20 protein-coding genes are annotated in these 19,818 nt (G+C 75.3%); 13 read left to right on the top strand and 7 right to left on the bottom strand.

Annotated elements, in window-relative coordinates; all coding sequences use genetic code 11:
• Nucleotides 1–52 precede the first annotated feature (52 nt).
• The 5 genes from rfbA to Q3W71_RS29405 all read left to right on the top strand — a co-directional run bounded on the left by rfbA (nucleotide 53) and on the right by Q3W71_RS29405 (nucleotide 4,616).
• Nucleotides 53–940: a glucose-1-phosphate thymidylyltransferase RfbA gene (gene rfbA, locus Q3W71_RS29425; RefSeq protein ID WP_302922721.1), complete on the top strand. Its 888-nt coding sequence runs from the start codon at nucleotides 53–55 to the stop codon at nucleotides 938–940.
• Between the two features lie 52 nt (nucleotides 941–992).
• A complete protein-coding gene (locus Q3W71_RS29420; protein ID WP_302922720.1) occupies nucleotides 993–1,616 on the top strand; it encodes a dTDP-4-dehydrorhamnose 3,5-epimerase family protein in 624 nt (207 codons plus the stop codon).
• 69 nt (nucleotides 1,617–1,685) lie between these two features.
• Nucleotides 1,686–3,044: a Pup--protein ligase gene (pafA, locus tag Q3W71_RS29415; RefSeq protein ID WP_088993761.1), complete on the top strand. Its 1,359-nt coding sequence runs from the start codon at nucleotides 1,686–1,688 to the stop codon at nucleotides 3,042–3,044.
• A gap of 67 nt (nucleotides 3,045–3,111) precedes the next feature.
• The gene (locus tag Q3W71_RS29410) at nucleotides 3,112–3,297 is read left to right on the top strand and encodes a hypothetical protein (RefSeq protein ID WP_302922719.1); all 186 of its coding nucleotides are present in this window, start codon (nucleotides 3,112–3,114) and stop codon (nucleotides 3,295–3,297) included.
• A gap of 179 nt (nucleotides 3,298–3,476) precedes the next feature.
• Nucleotides 3,477–4,616 (top strand): oxalate decarboxylase family bicupin, encoded by a 1,140-nt coding sequence (locus tag Q3W71_RS29405; protein ID WP_302922718.1) that lies wholly within the window; start codon nucleotides 3,477–3,479, stop codon nucleotides 4,614–4,616.
• 30 nt (nucleotides 4,617–4,646) lie between these two features.
• On the opposite strand, the gene Q3W71_RS29400 is transcribed toward Q3W71_RS29405, so the two are convergent.
• Nucleotides 4,647–5,732: a DUF3866 family protein gene (locus tag Q3W71_RS29400; RefSeq protein ID WP_302922717.1), complete on the bottom strand. Its 1,086-nt coding sequence runs from the start codon at nucleotides 5,730–5,732 to the stop codon at nucleotides 4,647–4,649.
• Between the two features lie 227 nt (nucleotides 5,733–5,959).
• Nucleotides 5,960–6,949: a cation diffusion facilitator family transporter gene (locus tag Q3W71_RS29395; RefSeq protein WP_302922716.1), complete on the bottom strand. Its 990-nt coding sequence runs from the start codon at nucleotides 6,947–6,949 to the stop codon at nucleotides 5,960–5,962.
• Between the two features lie 112 nt (nucleotides 6,950–7,061).
• Here Q3W71_RS29395 and Q3W71_RS29390 point away from each other — a divergent pair, with 112 nt between their 5' ends.
• From Q3W71_RS29390 to tatC, 5 genes are all read left to right on the top strand, one after another.
• Nucleotides 7,062–8,060: a YafY family protein gene (locus Q3W71_RS29390; RefSeq protein ID WP_302922715.1), complete on the top strand. Its 999-nt coding sequence runs from the start codon at nucleotides 7,062–7,064 to the stop codon at nucleotides 8,058–8,060.
• Nucleotides 8,057–9,118, top strand: a complete 1,062-nt coding sequence (locus tag Q3W71_RS29385; RefSeq protein ID WP_302922714.1) for a YafY family protein — start codon at nucleotides 8,057–8,059, stop codon at nucleotides 9,116–9,118. Before Q3W71_RS29390 ends, Q3W71_RS29385 begins: the two co-directional genes overlap by 4 nt.
• Before the next feature lie 10 nt (nucleotides 9,119–9,128).
• Nucleotides 9,129–9,377: a DUF5320 domain-containing protein gene (locus Q3W71_RS29380; RefSeq protein WP_302922713.1), complete on the top strand. Its 249-nt coding sequence runs from the start codon at nucleotides 9,129–9,131 to the stop codon at nucleotides 9,375–9,377.
• 209 nt (nucleotides 9,378–9,586) lie between these two features.
• On the top strand, nucleotides 9,587–9,883 hold the full coding sequence (tatA, locus tag Q3W71_RS29375; protein WP_302922712.1) for a Sec-independent protein translocase subunit TatA: 297 nt from the start codon (nucleotides 9,587–9,589) through the stop codon (nucleotides 9,881–9,883).
• Nucleotides 9,884–9,900: 17 nt separating this feature from the next.
• Nucleotides 9,901–10,851 carry a twin-arginine translocase subunit TatC gene (gene tatC, locus Q3W71_RS29370; RefSeq protein ID WP_302922711.1) on the top strand — a complete coding sequence of 317 codons (951 nt, stop codon included), beginning with the start codon at nucleotides 9,901–9,903 and terminating at the stop codon, nucleotides 10,849–10,851.
• A 64-nt stretch (nucleotides 10,852–10,915) separates the two neighbouring features.
• Here the strand turns inward: tatC and Q3W71_RS29365 are convergent, their stop codons facing one another.
• On the bottom strand, nucleotides 10,916–11,725 hold the full coding sequence (locus Q3W71_RS29365) for a formate/nitrite transporter family protein (protein ID WP_302922710.1): 810 nt from the start codon (nucleotides 11,723–11,725) through the stop codon (nucleotides 10,916–10,918).
• A 109-nt stretch (nucleotides 11,726–11,834) separates the two neighbouring features.
• Here Q3W71_RS29365 and Q3W71_RS29360 point away from each other — a divergent pair, with 109 nt between their 5' ends.
• Complete coding sequence (locus Q3W71_RS29360; RefSeq protein WP_302922709.1) at nucleotides 11,835–12,770, top strand: diacylglycerol kinase family protein; 936 nt, start codon at nucleotides 11,835–11,837, stop codon at nucleotides 12,768–12,770.
• Here Q3W71_RS29360 and Q3W71_RS29355 read toward each other — a convergent pair.
• The gene (locus tag Q3W71_RS29355; RefSeq protein ID WP_302922809.1) at nucleotides 12,733–13,581 is read right to left on the bottom strand and encodes a DMT family transporter; all 849 of its coding nucleotides are present in this window, start codon (nucleotides 13,579–13,581) and stop codon (nucleotides 12,733–12,735) included. The two genes, Q3W71_RS29360 and Q3W71_RS29355, sit on opposite strands and share 38 nt — an antisense overlap.
• Before the next feature lie 136 nt (nucleotides 13,582–13,717).
• On the opposite strand from Q3W71_RS29355, the gene Q3W71_RS29350 reads away from it, so the two are divergent.
• Nucleotides 13,718–14,572, top strand: coding sequence for a LysR family transcriptional regulator (locus tag Q3W71_RS29350; RefSeq protein ID WP_302922708.1), 855 nt, complete (start codon nucleotides 13,718–13,720; stop codon nucleotides 14,570–14,572).
• Between the two features lie 234 nt (nucleotides 14,573–14,806).
• Here Q3W71_RS29350 and Q3W71_RS29345 read toward each other — a convergent pair whose 3' ends face one another.
• Entirely contained in the window at nucleotides 14,807–15,571 is a 765-nt protein-coding gene (locus Q3W71_RS29345) for an HAD family hydrolase (protein WP_302922707.1), read from the bottom strand.
• Between the two features lie 87 nt (nucleotides 15,572–15,658).
• On the opposite strand from Q3W71_RS29345, the gene Q3W71_RS29340 reads away from it, so the two are divergent.
• Nucleotides 15,659–18,436 carry an RNA helicase gene (locus Q3W71_RS29340; protein WP_302922706.1) on the top strand — a complete coding sequence of 926 codons (2,778 nt, stop codon included), beginning with the start codon at nucleotides 15,659–15,661 and terminating at the stop codon, nucleotides 18,434–18,436.
• Between the two features lie 118 nt (nucleotides 18,437–18,554).
• Here Q3W71_RS29340 and Q3W71_RS29335 read toward each other — a convergent pair whose 3' ends face one another.
• The gene (locus Q3W71_RS29335; RefSeq protein ID WP_368051333.1) at nucleotides 18,555–19,475 is read right to left on the bottom strand and encodes a 5'-3' exonuclease H3TH domain-containing protein; all 921 of its coding nucleotides are present in this window, start codon (nucleotides 19,473–19,475) and stop codon (nucleotides 18,555–18,557) included.
• 51 nt (nucleotides 19,476–19,526) lie between these two features.
• The gene (locus Q3W71_RS29330; RefSeq protein WP_302922705.1) at nucleotides 19,527–19,760 is read right to left on the bottom strand and encodes a hypothetical protein; all 234 of its coding nucleotides are present in this window, start codon (nucleotides 19,758–19,760) and stop codon (nucleotides 19,527–19,529) included.
• Nucleotides 19,761–19,818: the final 58 nt, after the last annotated feature.

Here is a 19,818-nt window from a genome sequence, read left to right as displayed (position 1 = left end):
GGGGACGCGGACCCGGCTGTCCGGTTCGGCCCGGTCCCGGTAGGCTCCCCCGGTGCGCGGAATCCTACTCGCCGGTGGCACCGGATCCCGGCTCTGGCCGATCACCCGGGCGGTGTCCAAGCAGCTGATGCCGGTCTTCGACAAGCCGATGGTCTACTACCCGCTCTCCACGCTGGTGATGTCCGGCGTCCGGGAGATCCTGGTGATCACCACGCCGGAGGACCAGAGCCAGTTCCAGCGGCTGCTGGGCGACGGCAGCCAGTGGGGGTTGCGGCTGGAGTACGTCGTCCAGGCCCGCCCGGAGGGCATCGCCCAGGCGTTCGTGCTCGGCGCGGACTTCATCGGCGACGAGGCGGTGGCGCTGATCCTGGGCGACAACATCTTCCACGGCGTGGGCCTGGGCCGGCAGCTGGCCGCGCACGGCGACCTGGTCGGCGGGCGGGTCTTCGCCTACCCGGTGGCCAACCCGGAGGCGTACGGGGTGGTCGAGTTCGACGAGGGCGGCACGGTGCTCTCGATCGAGGAGAAGCCGGCCCGGCCCAAGTCCCGGTACGCGGTGCCGGGGCTGTACTTCTACGACAACCGCGTGGTCGACATCGCCCGCAAGCTCACCCCGAGCGCCCGCGGCGAGTTGGAGATCACCGCGGTCAACGAGGCGTACCGGGAGACCGGCGAGCTGTCGGTGACCGTGCTGGACCGGGGCACCGCGTGGCTGGACACCGGCACCTTCACGTCGATGATGCAGGCCGCCGAGTTCGTCCGGGTGATCGAGGAGCGGCAGGGCATGAAGATCGGCTGCGTCGAGGAGGTGGCCTGGCGGGCCGGCCTGATCGACGACGCGCAGCTGCGCGAGCTGGCCGAGCCGCTGACCAAGAGCGGCTACGGCGACTACCTGCTCGGGCTGCTGGCCGAGCGGGACGGCCAGGCGGTGCCCCGGTGAGCGCGAGGAGCGAGCTTGCGAGCCCCGCAGTCGCGAACGAAAGGCTGGCCCGGTGAAGATCCGGCCGTTGGGCATCGAGGGCGCCTGGGAGATCACCCCGCAGCAGCACGGCGACCCGCGCGGGCTGTTCATGGAGTGGTACCGGTTCGACCGGCTCGCCGAGGCGGTGGGGCATCCGCTGCGGCTGGCCCAGGGCAACCTGTCGGTCTCGGCCCGGGGCGTGGTGCGCGGCATCCACTTCGCCGACGTGCCGCCCGGCCAGGCCAAGTACGTCACCTGCGTACGCGGCGCGGTGCTCGACGTGGTGGTCGACCTGCGGGTCGGCTCGCCCACGTTCGGCCGCTGGGAGGGCGTCCGGCTGGACGAGGTGGACCGCCGCGCGGTCTACCTGAGCGAAGGGCTGGGGCACGGGTTCTGCGCGCTGACCGACGACGCGACGCTGAGCTACCTCTGCTCCACCACCTACAACCCGACCGGGGAGCACGCGGTGCACCCGCTGGACCCGGAGCTGGGCATCGAGTGGCCGGTCGAGGAGCCGCAACTGTCGGCCCGCGACGCCGCCGCGCCCAGCCTGGCGCGGGCGCGCGAGACCGGCCTGCTGCCCGAGCACGCGACCTGCCGGTCGTACGTGGCGAGCCTGGGGCCGGACGGTATGCCGCAATCGGCCGGGAATTGACCGCCCCGCGGATGACGACCTGTGGTGTGACAGTGACGAACGGGCCCTCCGGGCGGCTAATGTCTCATCATGGAGCGGCGAATCTTCGGCCTCGAGACCGAGTACGGCGTCACCTGCACCTATCGGGGGCAGCGGCGGCTCTCCCCTGACGAGGTCGCCCGGTACCTCTTCCGCCGGGTGGTGTCCTGGGGCCGGTCGAGCAACGTGTTCCTGCGCAACGGCGCCCGGCTCTACCTCGACGTCGGCTCGCACCCCGAGTACGCCACCCCGGAGTGCGACTCGGTGGTCGACCTGGTCGCCCACGACCGGGCCGGCGAGCGGATCCTGGAGGGGCTGCTCGTCGACGCGGAGAAGCGGCTGCACGACGAGGGCATCGCGGGTGAGATCTACCTGTTCAAGAACAACACCGACTCGGCCGGCAACTCGTACGGCTGCCACGAGAACTACCTGGTCTCCCGGCACGGCGAGTTCGGCCGGCTGGCCGACGTGCTGATCCCGTTCCTGGTCACCCGGCAGCTGATCTGCGGCGCGGGCAAGGTGCTGCAGACCCCGCGCGGCGCGGTCTACTGCCTGTCCCAGCGCGCCGAGCACATCTGGGAGGGCGTCTCCTCGGCGACCACCCGCAGCCGGCCGATCATCAACACCCGGGACGAGCCGCACGCCGACGCGGAGCGCTACCGCCGGCTGCACGTCATCGTCGGCGACTCCAACATGAACGAGGTCACCACGCTGCTGAAGGTCGGCACCGCCGACATCGTGCTGCGGATGATCGAGGCCGGCGTGGTGATGCGCGACCTCACCCTGGAGAACCCGATCCGGGCGATCCGCGAGGTGTCGCACGACATCACCGGCCGGCGCAAGGTGCGCCTCGCCTCCGGCAAGGAGGTGAGCGCGCTGGAGATCCAGCAGGAGTACCTGGCCAAGGCGACCGAGTTCGTCGAGCGGCGCGGCGGCGACCAGACCGCCAAGCGGGTGGTGGAGCTGTGGGGCCGGGTGCTGCGCGCGGTGGAGACCGGCGACCTGGAGCCGGTGGCCCGGGAGATCGACTGGGTGACCAAGCTGCGCCTGATCGAGCGCTACCAGCGCAAGCACGACCTGCCGCTGTCGCACCCCCGGGTGGCGCAGATGGACCTCGCCTACCACGACCTGCGCCGTGGCCGCGGCCTCTACGGGCTGCTGGAGCGGCGCGGCGAGGTGGACCGGGTGGCCACCGACCCGGAGATCTTCGAGGCCAAGGAGACCCCGCCGCAGACCACCCGGGCCCGGCTGCGCGGCGAGTTCATCCGGCACGCCCAGGAGAAGCGGCGCGACTTCACCGTCGACTGGGTGCACCTGAAGCTCAACGACCAGGCGCAGCGCACAGTGCTCTGCAAGGACCCGTTCCGGGCGTACGACGAGCGGGTGGAGCGGCTGATCGCCAGCATGTGACGGCGCGCCGCCCGGCCCCCACGGCGGTACCGTCCGGGGCCGGGCGGCCGGGTAGGCTGACCGCGCCATGACGACTTCCGAACCTTCCGGCGGCGACCGGCAGCGGCCGAACTTCATCGAGCGCCGCCGCGAGAAGATCCGCGCCGAGATCGAGCGCAACCGCCGCGGTGAGTACACGGTGCCGACCTGGGTGCTCGCGGTCGCGCTGGTGGTGATCGTCGGTGCCTGGCTCGGCCTGATCTTCCTCGCCTGACCGGCCCGGCCCGCGCCGCTTCCGCTGACCCCGGCGGGCCACTGGTTGGCCCGGCCGGGTCCAGTCGACGGGTACCCGGGGGCCGCCGACGTGGCGGCCCGGGACCGGGGCTGCGGCCACGCGGCCCGCGGCGCCCGCCGGGCGCGGCGCGGACCGGCCGACCCGGGAGAGGCGGACGCATGGGCGAGGAACGGCTGCCACAACCGCAGCGGGGGATACGGGGTGGCGACGACCCCGGGCCGCGGGACGTCCTGCGGGACCGGGAGAACCCGGACCTGCTGACCCCGCCGCCGACCGACGCGGGGACCGTGCCGAACCTGCGCTTCTCCTTCTCCGACGCGCACAACCGGATCGAGCGGGGCGGCTGGACCCGCGAGGTCACCCAGCGTGAGCTGCCGATCGCCACCGAACTCAGCGGCGTGGACATGCGGCTGGAACCGGGCGCCTACCGGGAGCTGCACTGGCACAAGCAGTCCGAGTGGGCGTACGTGCTGCGGGGCAGCTGCCGGATCAGCGCGGTCGACCAGGAGGGCCGTACCTTCCTCGACGACGTCCGCGCCGGGGACCTGTGGTTCTTCCCGCAGGGGGTGCCGCACCACATCCAGGCCCTCGACGAGGGGGTGGAGTTCCTGCTGGTCTTCGACGACGGCGCGTTCTCGGAGAACGGCACCTTCCTGATCAGCGACTTCTTCGCGCACACCCCGCGCGACGTGCTGGCGAAGAACTTCGGCTGGGCGCCGGAGCAGCTGGCGAACCTGCCCGAGCGGGAGAGGTACATCTTCGCCGGCCAGGTGCCGCCGCCGCTGGAGCGGGACCGGGTAATCAGCCCGACCGGGGACGTGCCGAGCACGTTCAGCCACCGGATGCTGGCCCAGCAGCCGCACCGCTTCCCGGGCGGCTCGGTGCGCATCGCCGACGTGTCGAACTTCCCGGCCGCCACCACCATCTGCGCCGCGCTGGTGGAGGTCGATCCGGGCGGGCTGCGGGAGCTGCACTGGCATCCCACCGACGACGAGTGGCAGTACTACATCTCCGGGCGGGGCCGGATGGGGGTGTTCGCCGGCACCGGCGCGGCCCGCACCTTCGACTTCCGGGCCGGCGACGTGGGCTACGTGCCGTTCGCCTACGGGCACTACATCGAGAACCGGGGCAGCGAGCCGCTGGTGTTCCTGGAGATGTTCCGCAAGCCGCGGTTCGCCGACATCTCGCTGGCCCAGTGGATGGCGAACACCCCGCACCAGGTGGTCGCGGACACCCTGAACCTGCCCCGGGAGCTGATCGAGGCGCTGCCCCGGGACAAGCGGCCGGTCGTCCGGTAGCGGCACCGCCGGACGGCGCGGCGGAGCGGCTCAGCCCGCGAGGCGGGCGGCGTGCCGGCCGGCCGCGGCGGCGGCCAGGAAGTAGGCGTGGTCGGCGTCCAGGCCACGGCCCATGGTGGACAGTGGCACAGCGGTGGCGCGCAGCGCGGCGTCCAGCCCGTCGGTGGGCACCCGGACGATCCGGTGCCGCGCCGCCAGCGGGTCCAGGGTCGCGTCGACCTCGGCGGCCAGCGCCGGGTCGAGGCCGTCGGGCACCACCAGCTCGGCGGCGGCCAGCGCCACCCGGCCGTACGCGGTGAGGCTGTGGTGCGACACGCCGCGGTGCCGGGGACGCGGGTCGGCGGCGGAGATGCGCAGCGACCCGACGGGCCGCCCGCCCAGCGCGGCGATCGCGTTGACCGCCTCGCCGACGGCCACCCCGGAGAAGCCCCAGCGGGTGCCGGTGCCCAGGTTGCCCGGCCCCTGGGCGACGATCGCCAGGTCGGCGTGGAGCACGTGCCGGGCGGCGAGCAGTCCGCTGTGCAGGGTGGCCGCCTCCAGGTCGCCGCCGAACGCCTGCCCGACGGTGATCGTGCCGACCAGTTCGTCGCGCAGCCCGGCGAGGGTGCGGGAGAACCAGGCGGGCAGCGCCCCGCCGTCGGTGAGCAGGTAGGCCACCCGCGCGCCGGGGACGTCGGCGCGGATCCCGGCCAGGATCGCCGGCAGCGCCGAGTGCAGGTCGGCGGTGACCACGGGCAGGCCGGCGACGTCCTCGGCGGCCGCGAGCACCGCCCGGTGCGGTGACGCCTCCTCGTCCACGCCGAGCAGAATCGGCTGCAACGGGGTGTAGCGGGCCTTGACCAGGTGGCCGGCGTCGCGGCTGTCCAGCGCCTGCGGCGGGTCCGGCGGTAGCCGGTCCGGCAGCGCCACCACCAGGGCGTAACCGCCGGTGCCGAGCCCCATCAGCAGCGCGCCGGCGTTGAGCAGCACCCGGTCGCCGGGTTCCGGCCGGCCGACGAGCTCGGGGTAGGCCAGCGCCCGCATGGTGCCGCCGTCCGGCAGGGCGACGTCGAGTTCGACCGCCCCGGCCCACTGCCGCCGCAGCGCCGTCACCGTTCCGGACCGCCATCGCACCATGCCCGGCACCGTATCGGGGGCGGGTGGCGGCGACCGGGGCGGGGGACCGCCGGCGTGACGCCCGGTGGGTCGGCGCGGGGCGGGCAGCCGTTCCGCCGGCGTCCGGGCGCCGGCGGTCGTGCCGGCCGCCGCCACCCCGATGCCGCCAGGCGGGCCCGGTGCCGTCCGCTGCCGTCAGGCTGGCCGGTGCGGCCCGCTGCCCCCAGGGCCGTCGCCGGACGGTGGCGTCAGTCGGGCCCGGTGCCGGCCGGTGGCCGGCCGGGGTCGTACCGGTCGGGTCGGTTGCCGCGCGCGGCGGCCGGGGTCGGGTCGAGGAAGACGTACCGGATCTCCGGCCAGCGGCCGGTCAGCCGGCGCTCCGCGGCGTCGGCGGCGGCCTCGATCTGCCCGCCGGTGGCCACGTCGTCGAAGTCGACCTTGGCGGCGACCAGGATGTCGGCCGGGCCGATCTGCATGGTCAGCAGGGTGTCGATCCGCCGCACCGCGGGCAGGTCGGCCAGCTCGCGTTCGATCTCCCGGCGCAGCCGGTCCGGCACCGACCGCCCCACCAGCAGCGACAGGTTGCGCAGCGCCAGCGTCACGGCGACCACCAGGAGCAGCACGCCGATCAGGATCGAGGCGATCCCGTCGTAGAGTTCGTCGCCGGTCAGCTCGGACAGCGCCACCCCGGCGGCGGCCAGCACCAGCCCGATCAGGGCGGCGCTGTCCTCCAGGAAGACCGCCTTCACCGTGGTGTCCGCGGTCAGCCGCAGGTAGCGCCGCGGGGTGGTGCGCCAGCGCCGGGACTCGCCGCGGACCTGGCGGGCGGCCCGGGCCAGGGAGACCGACTCGATCACGAACGAGACCGCCAGCACCACGTACGAGACCAGGTAGTCGCCGCTGTGCTCGTGCACGAGGATGGTGGTGACGCCGTGGGTGACGGCGAAGCCGGCCCCGGCGACGAACGTGAACAGCGCGGCCAGGAACGCCCAGACGTAGCTCTCCTTGCCGTAGCCGAACGGGCGCCGGGCGTCCGCCGGCCGCGCGCCCCGGCGCAGCGCCAGGTAGAGCAGCACCTCGGTGGTGGTGTCGGCGACCGAGTGGACCGCCTCGGAGAGCATCGCCGCCGAACCGGAGATCAGCCCGGCGACCAGCTTCGCCACCGCGATGGCGAGGTTGGCGGCCCCGGCGACGACCACCGTGCCGACGCTCTCGGTCCGGACGGTCGGCGCGGTCACCAGGTCACCCTATGGCCGCCGGCGACCTCCCGCCGGGCGACGCGGCGGGTGCCGCCGGCGTCCCCGGCGCGTGGGTGCGCGTTCCCGGCGCGCGGGCTGCTAGCGTTACCGCGTGTCGCGGACCCGCACCGAGCGCCTGGTCAACCTGGTGATCTGCCTGCTGTCCACGCGACGGTTCCTGACCGCCGCGCAGATCGCCGCGACCGTGCCCGGCTACGAGCACGACCCGGACGACGCCCGCGACCACGAGGCGTTCCAGCGCAAGTTCGAGCGGGACAAGGCCGAACTGCGGGAGCTGGGCGTGCCGCTGGAGACCGGGACGGCGAGCGTCTTCGACGCCGAGCCCGGCTACCGGATCGCCCGCCGGGAGTACGCCCTGCCCGACATCCCCCTCGAACCGGACGAGGCCGCCGCGGTGGGCATCGCCGCCCGGCTCTGGCAGCACGCCGGCCTGGCCGCCGCCGCCTCCTCCGGGCTGGCCAAGCTGCGCGCCGCCGGCGTCGACGTGGACCCGCAGGCCACCCTGGGCCTGGAGCCGATGGTCACGGTCGATCCGGCGTTCGCGCCGCTCACCGCCGCCGCCCGGGACCGCCGCGAGGTCAGCTTCGACTACCGGGTGCCCGATCGGGACGCGCCGAGCCGGCGCCGCCTCCAGCCGTGGGGCGTGGTCTGCTGGCGCGGCCGGTGGTACGTGGTCGGGCACGACCTGGACCGGGCGGCCACCCGCTGCTTCCGGCTCTCCCGGGTGGTCGGCGCGGTCCGGGTCACCGGCCAGCCGGGCGGCTACCAGCCGCCGGCCGGGGTCGACCTGATCAGCCACGTGGCCCGCTGGTCGGGCCCGGTGGAGCGGGCCGGCCGGGCCACCGTGCTGGTCACCCCCGGCCGCGCCGCGGGGCTGCGCCGCTGGGCGGTGAGCGTCACCCCGGGCGGCGCCGCCGACCGGCTGGTGCTGCCGTACGCCGACCCGGACTCGCTCGCCGGCCAGCTGGTCGGCTACGGCCCGGACGTCCGGGTGCTCGACCCGCCGGAGGTGCGCGAGGCGGTCATCCAGCGGCTCAAGGAGATCGCCACCCGGCACGAGGACCTGGCCGCCACCGGAGGGGCCCGATGACCCGCCCGGCGGCCAAGGGCGGCCGGGCCTCCGCCGACCGGCTCGCCCGGCTGCTCAACCTGGTGCCCTACCTGCTGGCCCGCCCCGGCATCGAGATCGCCGAGGCGGCCGGCGACCTGGGCGTCACCGAGCGGCAGCTGCGCGAGGACCTGGAACTGCTCTGGGTGTGCGGGCTGCCCGGCTACGGGCCCGGCGACCTGATCGACATGGCCTTCGACGGCGACCGGGTCACCATCACCTACGACGCCGGCATCGACCGGCCGCTGCGGCTCACCCCGGACGAGGCGCTCGCCCTGGTGGTGGCGCTGCGGATGCTCGCCGAGACGCCGGGGGTGGCCAACCGGGAGGCGGTGGAACGGGCGCTGGCCAAGATCGAGGACGCGGCGGGTGACCTGGTGACCGCGCCGGTCGAGGTCCGGCTGCCCGCCGACACCCGCCGGGTGCAGGAGCTGCGGGCCGCCGTGGAGAGCGGCCGGGCGCTGCGGATCACCTACTACACGGCCGCCCGGGACGAGACCACCGAACGGGTGGTCGACCCGCTGCGGATGCTGATGGTCGGCGGGCGGGCGTACGTGGAGGCGTGGTGCCGCCGGGCCGAGGCGGTGCGGCTGTTCCGCTCCGACCGGATCGACGCGGTCACCGAGCTGGACGAGCCGGCCGTGGTGCCGCCGCAGGCCCGCCCGCACGACCTCAGCGACGGGGTGTTCCGCCCCTCGCCGGACCTGCCGCTGATCACCCTGCGGGTCGGCCGGAGCGAGCGGTGGATCACCGAGTACTACCCGTGCGAGTCGGTGGCGGCCGGCGACGGCGACCAGTGGCTGGTCTCGCTGCGGGTGACCGACCTGGCCTGGGCCCGCCGGTTCGTGCTCGGCCTCGGCCCGGAGGTGACCGTGGTCGCCCCGGTCGAGCTGGCCGAACAGGTGCGCGCGGCGGCCGCGGCGGCGCTCGACGCGTACGCCTCGCCGGTCCCCGGCCCCGCGCCCGCGCAACCGGCGGGCGGACCCGACACGGCCGCGGCGCCGTCCACCGATCCGGCGATGACGGCGGGCGCCCAGTAGGCTGACCGCCGTGGTGACGTGGATCGTGCTCGCGGTGGTGCTGGTCGCGCTCGTCGGGTTCGCGCTGGCCGTCCGGACGGTGCTGGCCCGGCTGCCCCGGTTGCGCCGTGCGGCGCTGGCCCTGCAACGGCGGGCGACCGAGGCGGAGGCGCTGCGGGACAGCGCGGAGAGCCTCCAGCAGCGCGCCGAGACGCTCCAGGAGCAGCTCGACACCGCCCAGCGGCGGCTGGAACTGATCAAGGCGAAGCGCGGCGACTGATCGACCGTCGTTGTCGTCCCTGCGCGGTCCGGCCGGATTGCGCGCAGGAACGATCGGGCGCGGGCGGTTGACGGGACACTCGGGGTTGGTCAAGACTTCACCGGCCGGGCCGAACCACCACCGCCCGGCGGGTGGCAACGGCCTTCGGCGCACGTACGATGGGCTGCGACACACCCCTTGCCAGACACACAGAGCGACTGGAGCTTCCCATGGGTGCCCTCAAGCCGTGGCACATCGCCGTACTCGTGGTCGTGCTGATCCTGCTCTTCGGCGCGAAGCGGCTCCCCGACGCGGCCCGTTCGCTGGGCCGCTCGCTGCGGATCATCAAGGCCGAGACGAAGAGCCTGCACGACGACGACCGCGACCTGGCCGAGAAGGCCGACGCGCAGGCCGGCTACCAGCCGCTGCCGCCGCACGCCGGGCAGCAGGCCCCGCAGCAGGCGCCCTACCAGGCCCCGCCGCAGCAGCCGGTCGTTGACCCGGTGCACCGCGTCCGCGACAACTGACCGAAGGGCCCGCCACCGTGGCCTTCGGTCTCCGTAAGCGCGGTCCGAGCAACTTCCAGCGGGCCGCCGACGGCTCGATGACCCTGATCGAGCACGTCCGCGAGCTGCGCAACCGCCTGTTCAAGGCGTCGCTGGCGATCCTGGTCGGCTTCGGCTTCGGCATCTGGCTCGCCGGCCCGGTGCTGAACGTGCTCAAGCGGCCGTACTGCGACCTGCCGCAGGCGCAGACGACCAACGGCGCCTGCGACTTCGTCCAGCTCGGGCCGGCCGACCTGTTCCTGCTCAACCTGAAGATCGGGCTCTGGGTCGGGCTGATCCTCGCCGCGCCGATCTGGCTCTACCAGCTCTGGGCCTTCATCGCGCCGGGCCTGCACCGGCACGAGCGGCGCTACGCGTACGTCTTCACCGGGCTGGCGGCGCCGCTGTTCGCCGCCGGCGCGGTGCTGGCCTACTTCGTCACCTCGAAGGGCCTGGAGTTCCTGCTGGACATCTCCGGCAGCGAGATCAACACCACCCTGGACATCACCCGCTACGTCTCGTTCATCACCAACCTCATCCTGCTCTTCGGGGTGGCGTTCGAGTTCCCGCTGCTGGTGCTGATGCTCAACTTCGTCGGCATCGCCAGCGCGAAGCGGCTGCTGGGCTGGTGGCGGGTGGCGGTCTTCGTCTTCTTCGCCTTCTCCGCGGTGGTCACCCCCACCCCGGACCCGTTCGGGATGACCGCCCTGGCGATCTGCCTCTGCGCGCTCTACTTCGCCGCCGTCGGCGTCGCGTTCCTCAACGACCGGCGCCGGGGACGCGGCAAGGAGGTCTACGCCGGCCTCGCCGACGACGAGGTGTCGCCGCTGGAGTTCGACCGGGAGCCGGTGGAGGCGGGGGAGCGGGTCGACGCCGCCGCGCCGATCGCCGCCCCGGAGCCGATCGCCGCGCCGACCCCGATCGACCGCCGCTACGACGACATGACGTGACACCGCGTCGCGACCCCGGCGGAAGCCGCCCCCGATGGGCGGCTTCCGCCGTCTCAGCCCGTGGTCACCGGGGGCGGGCCCGCTCCCGCGCCAACCGGTGCGACACCCGGGGCATCCGCAGGAACGCGACCAGGCCCACACCGCCCACCATGTTGCCGAACGCCGACCAGGCGAGCGCGCCGAGCCAGTCCAGGTAGCCGAAGGGCGCCCCGCCCGTGGTGAGCGCGACGAACATGAAGATCGAGTCGAGCACGCTGTGGAAGAGCCGCCCCCCGGCGAGCAGGGCGCCGAACAGCAGTGCCGCGACCAGCCGGACGCCGAGGTTCTCCGTGGCGTGCTGCATCCGGGTCATCAGGGTGATCACCATGCCGGCCAGCACCGCGAGCGCGAACGAGCGCAGGTTGACGCCGAGCTGCGCGTAGTGGGTGCCGGTGGCGATCGCGGTCTCCCGCAGCTCCGCGTAGGCGTGGGTGATCAGCCAGGCGATCAGCCAGCCGCCGAGCAGGTTGCCGGCGAGCGCGACGGACCAGAGCCGGAGCAGGGCGCGCGGGCGCCCGTGCCGGGCGGCCACCGCGGTCACCGGCACCAGGAAGTTCTCGGTGAACAGTTCGCTGCGGGCCAGCAGCAGTGCGGCGAAGCCGACGCTGAACGCCACGCCGGCCAGCAGCGGCTCCCCGGTGGCCCGCTCGACCAGCAGGTACGCCAGCACGCCGGTGCCCACGTCCACGCCACCGAGCAGGCCCGTGACGACCAGGGACGGCCACGGCCGGGCCAGCCGTACGGTCCCCTCCTCGACGATCCGGCCGAAGGCCTCCTCGACCTCCGGCTCCGGCCGCGCGGGCGCCGGGAACCGGCCGGGACGCTCGTCGGGCATGCCGGCGTGTCCCCGGTGGCCGGACCGTTAAGCGTGGCGCGGTGACGCCGTCCGGACAGCCGGTGACGGCCTGCCGGCCGAGGTCGGTGGCGTTGCCGGTGGCGGTACGGTGCTCGCCGTGACCGCTGACGATCACCCCTCCGTCGCCCCCGACGGTCCCGTCGCCGTACTGGCCAACCCGACCGCCGGCCGGGGGCGGCACCGGGCACTGCTGCCCGGGCTGCTGGACCGGCTCGCCGCCGCCGGCCGGCCGCTGCGGCTGCTCGAGGCGCGCAGCGCCGACCAGGCCGAGGCGGCCTGCCACGCCGCCGTCGCCGACGGGGTGGCCGCCCTGGTCGCGGTGGGCGGCGACGGCACCGTGCACCGGGCGGTGCAGGCGGTCGCCGGGACGGCCATCCCGTTCGGTGCGGTGCCGGCCGGCACCGGCAACGACTTCGCGGTGGACACCGGCTTCCCGGCCGACCCGCTCGCCGCCGCCGAGGTGATCGCCGAGGCGCTGCGCGCCGGCCGCACCCGCCCGGTCGACCTGGCCCGGCTGACCGGCGCCGACGGCACCCGGCGCTGGTACGGAGCGGTGCTGGCGGCCGGCTTCGACGCGATCGTCAACGAGCGGGCCAACCGGATGCGCTGGCCGCGCGGCCCGCGCCGGTACGACCTGGCGATCCTGGTGGAACTGGCCCGGCTGCGGCCGCGCCGCTACACGCTGCGCCTCGACGGCGAGCCGCAGGAGGTCGACGCGGTGCTGGTGGCGGTCGGCAACGCGCCCAGCTACGGCGGCGGCATGCGGATCTGCCCGGACGCGGACCTCACCGACGGGCTGCTCGACGTGGTGGTCGGCGGGCGGTTCGACCGGCTCACCCTGATGCGCGTGAAGCCGAGCATCTACCAGGGCACCCACGTGCGGCATCCGCTGGTGCGCAGCTACCGGGTGCGGGAGGTGGAACTGGCCGCCGAGGGCATCACCACGTACGCCGACGGCGAGCGGCTGCTGGACCTGCCGGTCACCGTCACGGCTGCGCCGGCGGCGCTGCGGCTGCTGCGCTGACCCGCACCGCGCCGATGCTGGCCGCGATCACCAGCCCGATCGCCAGCACCTCGGGCAGGCTGAGCGCCTGGTCCAGCACCAGCCAGCCGGCGAGCGCGGCGATGGCCGGCCCGAGGCTCATCAGCACCGCGAAGGTGTGCGTGGGCAGCCGGCGCAGGGCGAGCAGTTCGAGGGTGTACGGCAGCACCGAGGAGAGCACGGCCACCGTCGCGCCCAGCGCCAGCACCGTCGGGTCCAGCAGCGCCGTCCCCGACCCGAGCAGCCCGGCCGGCAGGGTGAGCAGCGCGGCGACGGCGAGCGCCAGGGCCAGGCCGTCGGCGCCCGGGAAGCGCTGCCCGACCCGGGCGCTGAAGACGATGTACGCCGCCCACATCGCGCCGGCGGCGAGCGCCAAACCGGCGCCGACCGGGTTGAGCCGGTCGAAGCCGCCCTGCCCGAGCAGGGCCACCCCGGCCGCGGCGAGCCCCGCCCAGCACCAACTGGCCAGCCGGCGGGCGGCCAGCACGGACAGGGTCAGCGGGCCGAGCACCTCCAGGGTCACCGCCGGGCCCAGCGGGATGCGCTCGATGGCCTGGTAGAACAGCGAGTTCATGCCAGCCAGCGCCACCCCGAACGCGGCGGCGGCCGCCCAGTCGCCGGGCCGGTAGCCGCGCAGCCGGGGCCGGCACACGGCCAGCAGCAGCACCGCGCCCACGGTCAGCCGCAGCGTCACCGCGCCGGCCACCCCGGAGCGCGGGAAGAGCAGGGCGGCCACCGCCGAGCCGAACTGCACCGACAGCGCCCCGCCGAGCACCAGCCCCACCGCCCGCAGGTCGCCGCGCGGGGGCGCCGCCCCGGCGGCGGGAGCGGGCGGGCCGGAGCGCAGCGTGTCGGTCACGTCTGTCCACGCTAGGAGGCCGCCGCGCCGCGCGGAAATGCCGGTTCGCCCGCGCTTATGCTTGGCGGTCATGACCGTGGAGCTGCGCCACCTGCGGGCCTTCCTGGCCATCGCCGAGGAGGGCAGCATCACCCGGGCGGCCGCCCGGCTGCGGCTCACCCAGCCCGCGCTCTCCCGCACGCTGCGGCAGTTGGAGACCCATCTCGGGGTACGCCTCGCCGACCGGTCCACGCACCACCTGGCGCTCACTCCCGCCGGCCGGGCGCTGCGCGACCGCGCCGCGGCGGCGGTGGCCGCTGTCGACGACGTGCTCGACCCCGCCCACCTGGGCGGCCGGCCGATCCGGCTGGGCCACGCCTGGTCGGCGCTGGGCGGGCACACGGTGACCCTGCTGCGCCGCTGGCGGCGGCAGCACCCGCACACCCCGCTGGAGCTGCTGCGCATCGACGAGCGCACCGCCGGGCTGGCCCGGGGCCGGGTCGACGTGGCCGTGCTGCGCCAGCCGGTGGAGCTGCCCGGGATCCGCACCGAGCGGCTGCTCGACGAGCCGCGGCTGGCCACCGTGCCGGCCGACAGCCCGCTCGCCGGCCGGGCCGCGCTCACCCTGGCCGACCTGGTCGGCCAGCCGATCGCGGTGAACGCCGCGACCGGCACCACCACCCTGGAGCTGTGGCCGGCCGGCCGGGCGCCGGCCACGGTGGTGCCGGTGGCCAACACCGACGACTGGCTGGCGGCGATCAGCGCCGGCCGGGCCGTCGGGGTCACCACCGCCGCGACCGCGGCGATGTATCCCAACCCGGCGGTGGCGTACCTGCCGTTGACCGACGCGCCCCCGGTCACCGTGCTGCTGGCCTGGCGCGAACCGCCCGGCCACCCGGCCGTCGCCGACCTGGTCGCGCTGGCCCGCGACACGGTCCGCGGCTGAGCTGGCGTGCGAGCAACCGCCGGAGGGTGAGCGGCGCGCGGGCCGCTGCCGGGGGCTGAGCCGGCGCGCGGCCTGCGGGCGCGGGTTGAGCCGGCGCGCCGGCCGCTGCCGGGGGCTGAGCTGGCCTCCGGCCTGCGGGCGCGGGTTGAGCCGGCGTGCGGAGCGTTGCCGTGGGCCGACCCGGGTGGGGGCGCTGGCGGCGGCCGCGGCGGCGTCCGCGGCCGCCGGGGTGGGTCAGCCGGGCAGGGCCAGGTCGAGCACGGCGCCCAGGCCGTTATCCCGGCCGGCCTCGGCGGCCGGGAGCACCAGCACGGCGCAGCCGGCCGCCACCGCACCCGCGTCGGCCGGGGTGTCGCCGACCATCAGCGTCTGCTCCGGGTCGACACCGAGCATCCCGCAGGCGCGCCAGAAGATCGCCGGGTCGGGCTTGCAGCGCCCCACCTCGTACGACAGCACGAACGCGTCGACCAGGTCGGCCAGCCCCCAGGCGGCGAAGTGCGGCCGGATGTCGAAGCCGATGTTGCTCACCACGGCGACCCGTACCCCCGCCTCGCGCAGCGCGCTGAGCGTGGGCCGGGCATCCGGGTAGGGCACCCAGCCGTCGGGCACCAGCAGCCGCTCGTAGAGCGCCTCGGCGAAGCCGTCGATGCCGGCGTCCACCGTCTCGGCGAGCCCGATGTACGCGCCCCGGTGGGCGTGCGGGTAGAGGTCGCGGTCGGCCCAGAGCTCGGCCAGCCGGGGCGGCACCCGGGCCGGCAGTGGGCCACCCGCCCGGCCGGCGGTGAGCAGCCGGTCGGCCAGCGCGGTGGCCCGGGCCCGGTCCAGGGTCACCCCGCAGGTCGCGGCGGCGGCCAGCACCCACTCGCGGGCCTCCTCGACCTGGGCCAGGGTGCCGTGGAAGTCGAACAGGACCGCCTTCACGGGCCGGCGGGACGCCCTGGGACCGGCGGCGGCGCTGCCCGGGGCGGGTGTCTGGGGCGGTTCGGCATGGTCCGGCACGTGCTGCACCCTACCGACCGGCTCCGGCGGCCCCGATCGGGCGGCCTTGTCCGGTGTCGGCCGCCGGCACGCATTAATCTTGGTGCCATGTCGAGCCCCGCCGAGCGGTACGCCGCGGCGCGCCGCCGGGCCGCGCAGGCCTCCCAATTCCCGGCGCTGGACGAGTTCGCCCTTGACCTGGGGTTCGATCTCGACGACTTCCAGCGCGAGGCGTGTCAGGCGTTGGAGCGGGGCAGCGGGGTGCTGGTCTGCGCGCCCACCGGCGCCGGCAAGACGGTGGTGGGGGAGTTCGCCGTGCACCTGGCGCTGCGCGGCACCCCCGGGCAGCCCGCCGAGGGGACCCGGCGCAAGTGCTTCTACACCACGCCGATCAAGGCGTTGTCCAACCAGAAGTACCACGACCTGGTGGACCGCTACGGCGCCGAGCAGGTCGGCCTGCTCACCGGGGACAACGCGATCAACGGCGACGCGCCGGTGGTGGTGATGACCACCGAGGTGCTGCGCAACATGCTCTACGCCGGCTCGGCCACCCTGGAGGGGCTGGCGTACGTGGTGATGGACGAGGTGCACTACCTCGCCGACCGGTTCCGCGGCGGCGTCTGGGAAGAGGTGATCATCCACCTGCCCGCCTCGGTGACCCTGGTCTCGCTCTCGGCGACCGTCTCCAACGCCGAGGAGTTCGCCGACTGGCTGGTCACCGTACGCGGCGAGACGGCGGTGGTGGTCAGCGAGCACCGGCCGGTGCCGCTGTGGCAGCACATGCTGGTCGGCAAGCGGATGTTCGACCTGTTCCACGACGCCGACGCGGCCCGCAAGCACGACGTGCACCCGGAGCTGCTGCGCTACACCCGGGACACCATGCGCCGGCTGGAACTGGGCGAGGGGCGCAGCGCCGGCCCCGGCGGCGGGCGGCGCGGGCCGCGCTGGCGCGGCCCGATGCGCCCGGACATCGTCGACCGGCTGGACCGGGAGGGCCTGCTGCCGGCGATCCTGTTCATCTTCAGCCGGGCCGGCTGCGACGCCGCGGTGCAGCAGTGCCTCGCCGCCGGGCTGCGGCTCACCTCGCCCGAGGAGCGGGCGGAGATCCGCCGAGTGGTGGAGTCCCGGGTCACCGCGATCCCCGGCGAGGACCTGTCGGTGCTGGGCTACTGGGAGTGGCTCGACGGCCTGGAGCGCGGGCTGGCCGCGCACCACGCGGGCATGCTGCCGGCGTTCAAGGAGGTCGTCGAGGAGCTGTTCGTCCGCGGCCTGGTCAAGGCGGTCTTCGCCACCGAGACGCTGGCGCTGGGCATCAACATGCCGGCCCGCTGCGTGGTGCTGGAGCGGCTGGTCAAGTACAACGGCGAGGCGCACGTCGACCTGACCCCGGGCGAGTACACCCAGCTCACCGGCCGGGCCGGCCGGCGCGGCATCGACGTCGAGGGGCACGCCGTGGTGGTGTGGTCCCCGGAGACCGACCCGCGGCACGTGGCCGGCCTCGCCTCCACCCGCACCTACCCGCTGCGGTCCAGCTTCCGACCCTCGTACAACATGGCGGTCAACCTGGTCGGCACGGTCGGCGCGGAGCCGGCCCGGGCGCTGCTGGAGTCGTCGTTCGCCCAGTTCCAGGCCGACCGGTCGGTGGTCGGCCTGGCCCGGCAGGTGCAGCGCAACACCGAGACCATCGAGGCGTACGGCGCCGACGCCGCCTGCCACCACGGCGACTTCGACGAGTACTTCGCGCTGCGGGTGGCCATCGCCGACCGGGAGCGGGCGCTCGCCCGGCAGGGGCAGAGCCAGCGCAAGGCGGCCGCGGTGGCGTCGCTGGAGCGGCTGCGGGTGGGTGACGTGATCCGGGTGCCGTCGGGCCGGCGGGCCGGGCTGGCGGTGGTGCTGGACCCGGCGACCGGCGGGTTCGGCGAGCCCCGCCCGCTGGTGCTCACCCAGGACCGGTGGGCCGGCCGGGTCAGCCCCGGCGACTTCACCACCCCGGCCGAGGTGCTGGCCCGGATCCGGGTGCCGAAGCACTTCAACCACCGTTCCCCGGCCGCCCGGCGGGATCTCGCCGCCGAGGTCAGCGGCACCGGGCTGGACCGGCACGGCGGCCGCCGCGGCCGGTCCCGCCAGGCGGTCGGCGAGGACCACCGGCTCAGCCAGCTCCGCGCCGAGCTGCGCCGCCACCCCTGCCACGCCTGCCCGGACCGGGAGGAGCACGCCCGCTGGGCGGAGCGGCGGCGCCGGCTGGAGCGCGACACCGAGGAGCTGCGGCAGCGGGTGGCCGGGCGGACCGGCTCGCTGGCGCGGACCTTCGACCGGATCGTCGCGCTGCTGACCGCGCGCGGCTACCTGGCGCCGGACGGCGCGGTCACCGACGCCGGGCGGATGCTCGGCCGGATCTGGACCGAGGCGGACCTGCTGGTCGCGGAGTGCCTGCGGCGCGGGGTGTGGGACGGGCTCTCCCCGGCCGAGCTGGCCGCCGCGGTCTCCGTGGTGGTCTTCGAGGCGCGCCGCGACGTGGACGAGCGGGCCTCGCTGCCGCGCGGCGGGGTGTCCGAGGCGGTGGACGCGACCCTGAAGCTGTGGAGCGAGATCGAGGCCGACGAGGCGTCCCGGGGGCTGGCGGTGACCCGCGAGCCCGACCTGGGCTTCGCCTGGCCGATCTACCGCTGGGCCCGGGGCGAGGCGCTGGCCAAGGTGCTGGCCAGCGGCCACGAGATCGACGGGGAGATGCCGGCCGGCGACTTCGTCCGGTGGGCCCGGCAGGTGGTCGACCTGCTCGGCCAGCTCGCCGACTCCGGCGGCGCCTCGGCCGAGCTGCGGTCCACCGCCCGGCAGGCGATCGGCGCGGTCAACCGGGGTGTGCTGGCGTACCACGCCGCCGCCTGACCGGCGGGGGCGTTCGAGTCGGGAGGCCGGCCTCGGTCAACACCAGGCCGCCGGCACGGCGGTCTCCGGCCCGCCCGACACCCATGCCCCCGAGGGGCGGTGACCGGGCCGCCGGGGGTCAGGAACGGCCGGCGAGGGCGTCGACCAGCCGGCGGGCGGAGCCGGCGAGGTTCCACCGCTGGGCCAGCTCCAGCAGGCGGTCCGGGTCGGCCGGCGCGCTCGGCAGCTCGGTGGGCAGGTCGGGCAGCGGCACGTCGAGGGCGACCTTGACCACCTTCGGCGCCACGGCCAGGTAGTCCCGGGCGGCGGCGAGCTTGCCGCGCAGGCCGGGGGCGAACCCGGAATCCGGGTCGTCCAGGGCGGCCAGGATGCCGGCGATGTCGCCGTAGCGGGTGACCAGCCGGGCGGCGGTCTTCTCGCCGACGCCGGGCACACCGGGCAGCCCGTCGCTGGGGTCGCCACGCAGCGCGGCGAAGTCGGCGTACCGGTCGGCCGGCACCCCGTAGCGGGTCCGCACCGCGGCGTCGTCGCAGTCCTCCAGCTTGGCCACCCCGCGCCCGACGTAGAGCAGCCGCACCGGGCGGGCGTCGTCGACCAGCTGGAACAGGTCGCGGTCGCCGGAGACCACCTCGACCGGGGCGGGCTGGGTGACCGAGAGCGTGCCGAGCACGTCGTCGGCCTCGTAGCCGGCCGCGCCGACCGTGGTGATGCCGATGGCGTCGAGCACGTCGAGGATCACCGGCACCTGCGGGGTGAGGGTGTCCGGCATCACCTCGCCGCCCTCCGGGGCGAGCCGGTGCGCCTTGTACGACGGCAGGAGCGCCACCCGCCAGTCGGGCCGCCAGTCGTGGTCGAGCGCGCAGACCATCCGGTCGGGGCGGCGGGTGCGGATCAGGGTCGCCAGCATGTCAAGGAAGCCGCGCACCGCGTTGACCGGGCTGCCGTCCTCGGCGCGGGCGGCGGACTCGGGGATGCCGAAGTAGGCCCGGAAGTAGAGGCTGGGCGAGTCGACGAGCAGGATCGGGGGTTGCTGTGCCACGCCGACAGCCTGGCACAGCCCACCGACGATCGGGGGGACGGCCCGCCCGGGTCAGCGCCGGTCGTCGGCGCGGTAGACGGTCTCCCGGCGGGCCACGTGCTGCAGGGCGTAGCTGACCAGCAGCAGCAGGATCGCGGCGGTCACCTCGATCCAGGCGGTGGCGCCGTCGGCGATGGTCAGGCCGACCACCAGCAGCAGCAGGCCGACCAGTGCGAGGACCCCGGACCAGAGCAGCCGGCGGCGGCGCGCCGCGGCGCGGTCCGCGTCCCTGGCTGCCACCGGCATCGATCCTTCCGTCCGTCGGCGCCCGCTCCGGGCGCCCGACCCCAGGCTATCGGGGCTC

The sequence above is a fragment of the Micromonospora sp. C28SCA-DRY-2 genome (assembly GCF_030519475.1).
Classification (GTDB): Bacteria; Actinomycetota; Actinomycetes; order Mycobacteriales; family Micromonosporaceae; genus Micromonospora.
This window is presented reverse-complemented; position numbering and strand designations above follow the sequence as displayed.

Bases quoted from the DNA above. Each gene is read 5' to 3' on its own strand.
- tatA (WP_302922712.1), top strand. From the start codon at position 9,587: ATGGGTGCCCTCAAGCCGTGGCACATCGCCGTACTCGTGGTCGTGCTG.
- Q3W71_RS29410 (WP_302922719.1), top strand. From the start codon at position 3,112: ATGACGACTTCCGAACCTTCCGGCGGCGACCGGCAGCGGCCGAACTTC.
- Q3W71_RS29405 (WP_302922718.1), top strand. From the start codon at position 3,477: ATGGGCGAGGAACGGCTGCCACAACCGCAGCGGGGGATACGGGGTGGC.
- Q3W71_RS29330 (WP_302922705.1), bottom strand. From the start codon at position 19,760: ATGCCGGTGGCAGCCAGGGACGCGGACCGCGCCGCGGCGCGCCGCCGC.
- Q3W71_RS29365 (WP_302922710.1), bottom strand. From the start codon at position 11,725: ATGCCCGACGAGCGTCCCGGCCGGTTCCCGGCGCCCGCGCGGCCGGAG.
- Q3W71_RS29340 (WP_302922706.1), top strand. From the start codon at position 15,659: ATGTCGAGCCCCGCCGAGCGGTACGCCGCGGCGCGCCGCCGGGCCGCG.
- Q3W71_RS29400 (WP_302922717.1), bottom strand. From the start codon at position 5,732: ATGGTGCGATGGCGGTCCGGAACGGTGACGGCGCTGCGGCGGCAGTGG.
- Q3W71_RS29350 (WP_302922708.1), top strand. From the start codon at position 13,718: ATGACCGTGGAGCTGCGCCACCTGCGGGCCTTCCTGGCCATCGCCGAG.
- Q3W71_RS29385 (WP_302922714.1), top strand. From the start codon at position 8,057: ATGACCCGCCCGGCGGCCAAGGGCGGCCGGGCCTCCGCCGACCGGCTC.
- pafA (WP_088993761.1), top strand. From the start codon at position 1,686: ATGGAGCGGCGAATCTTCGGCCTCGAGACCGAGTACGGCGTCACCTGC.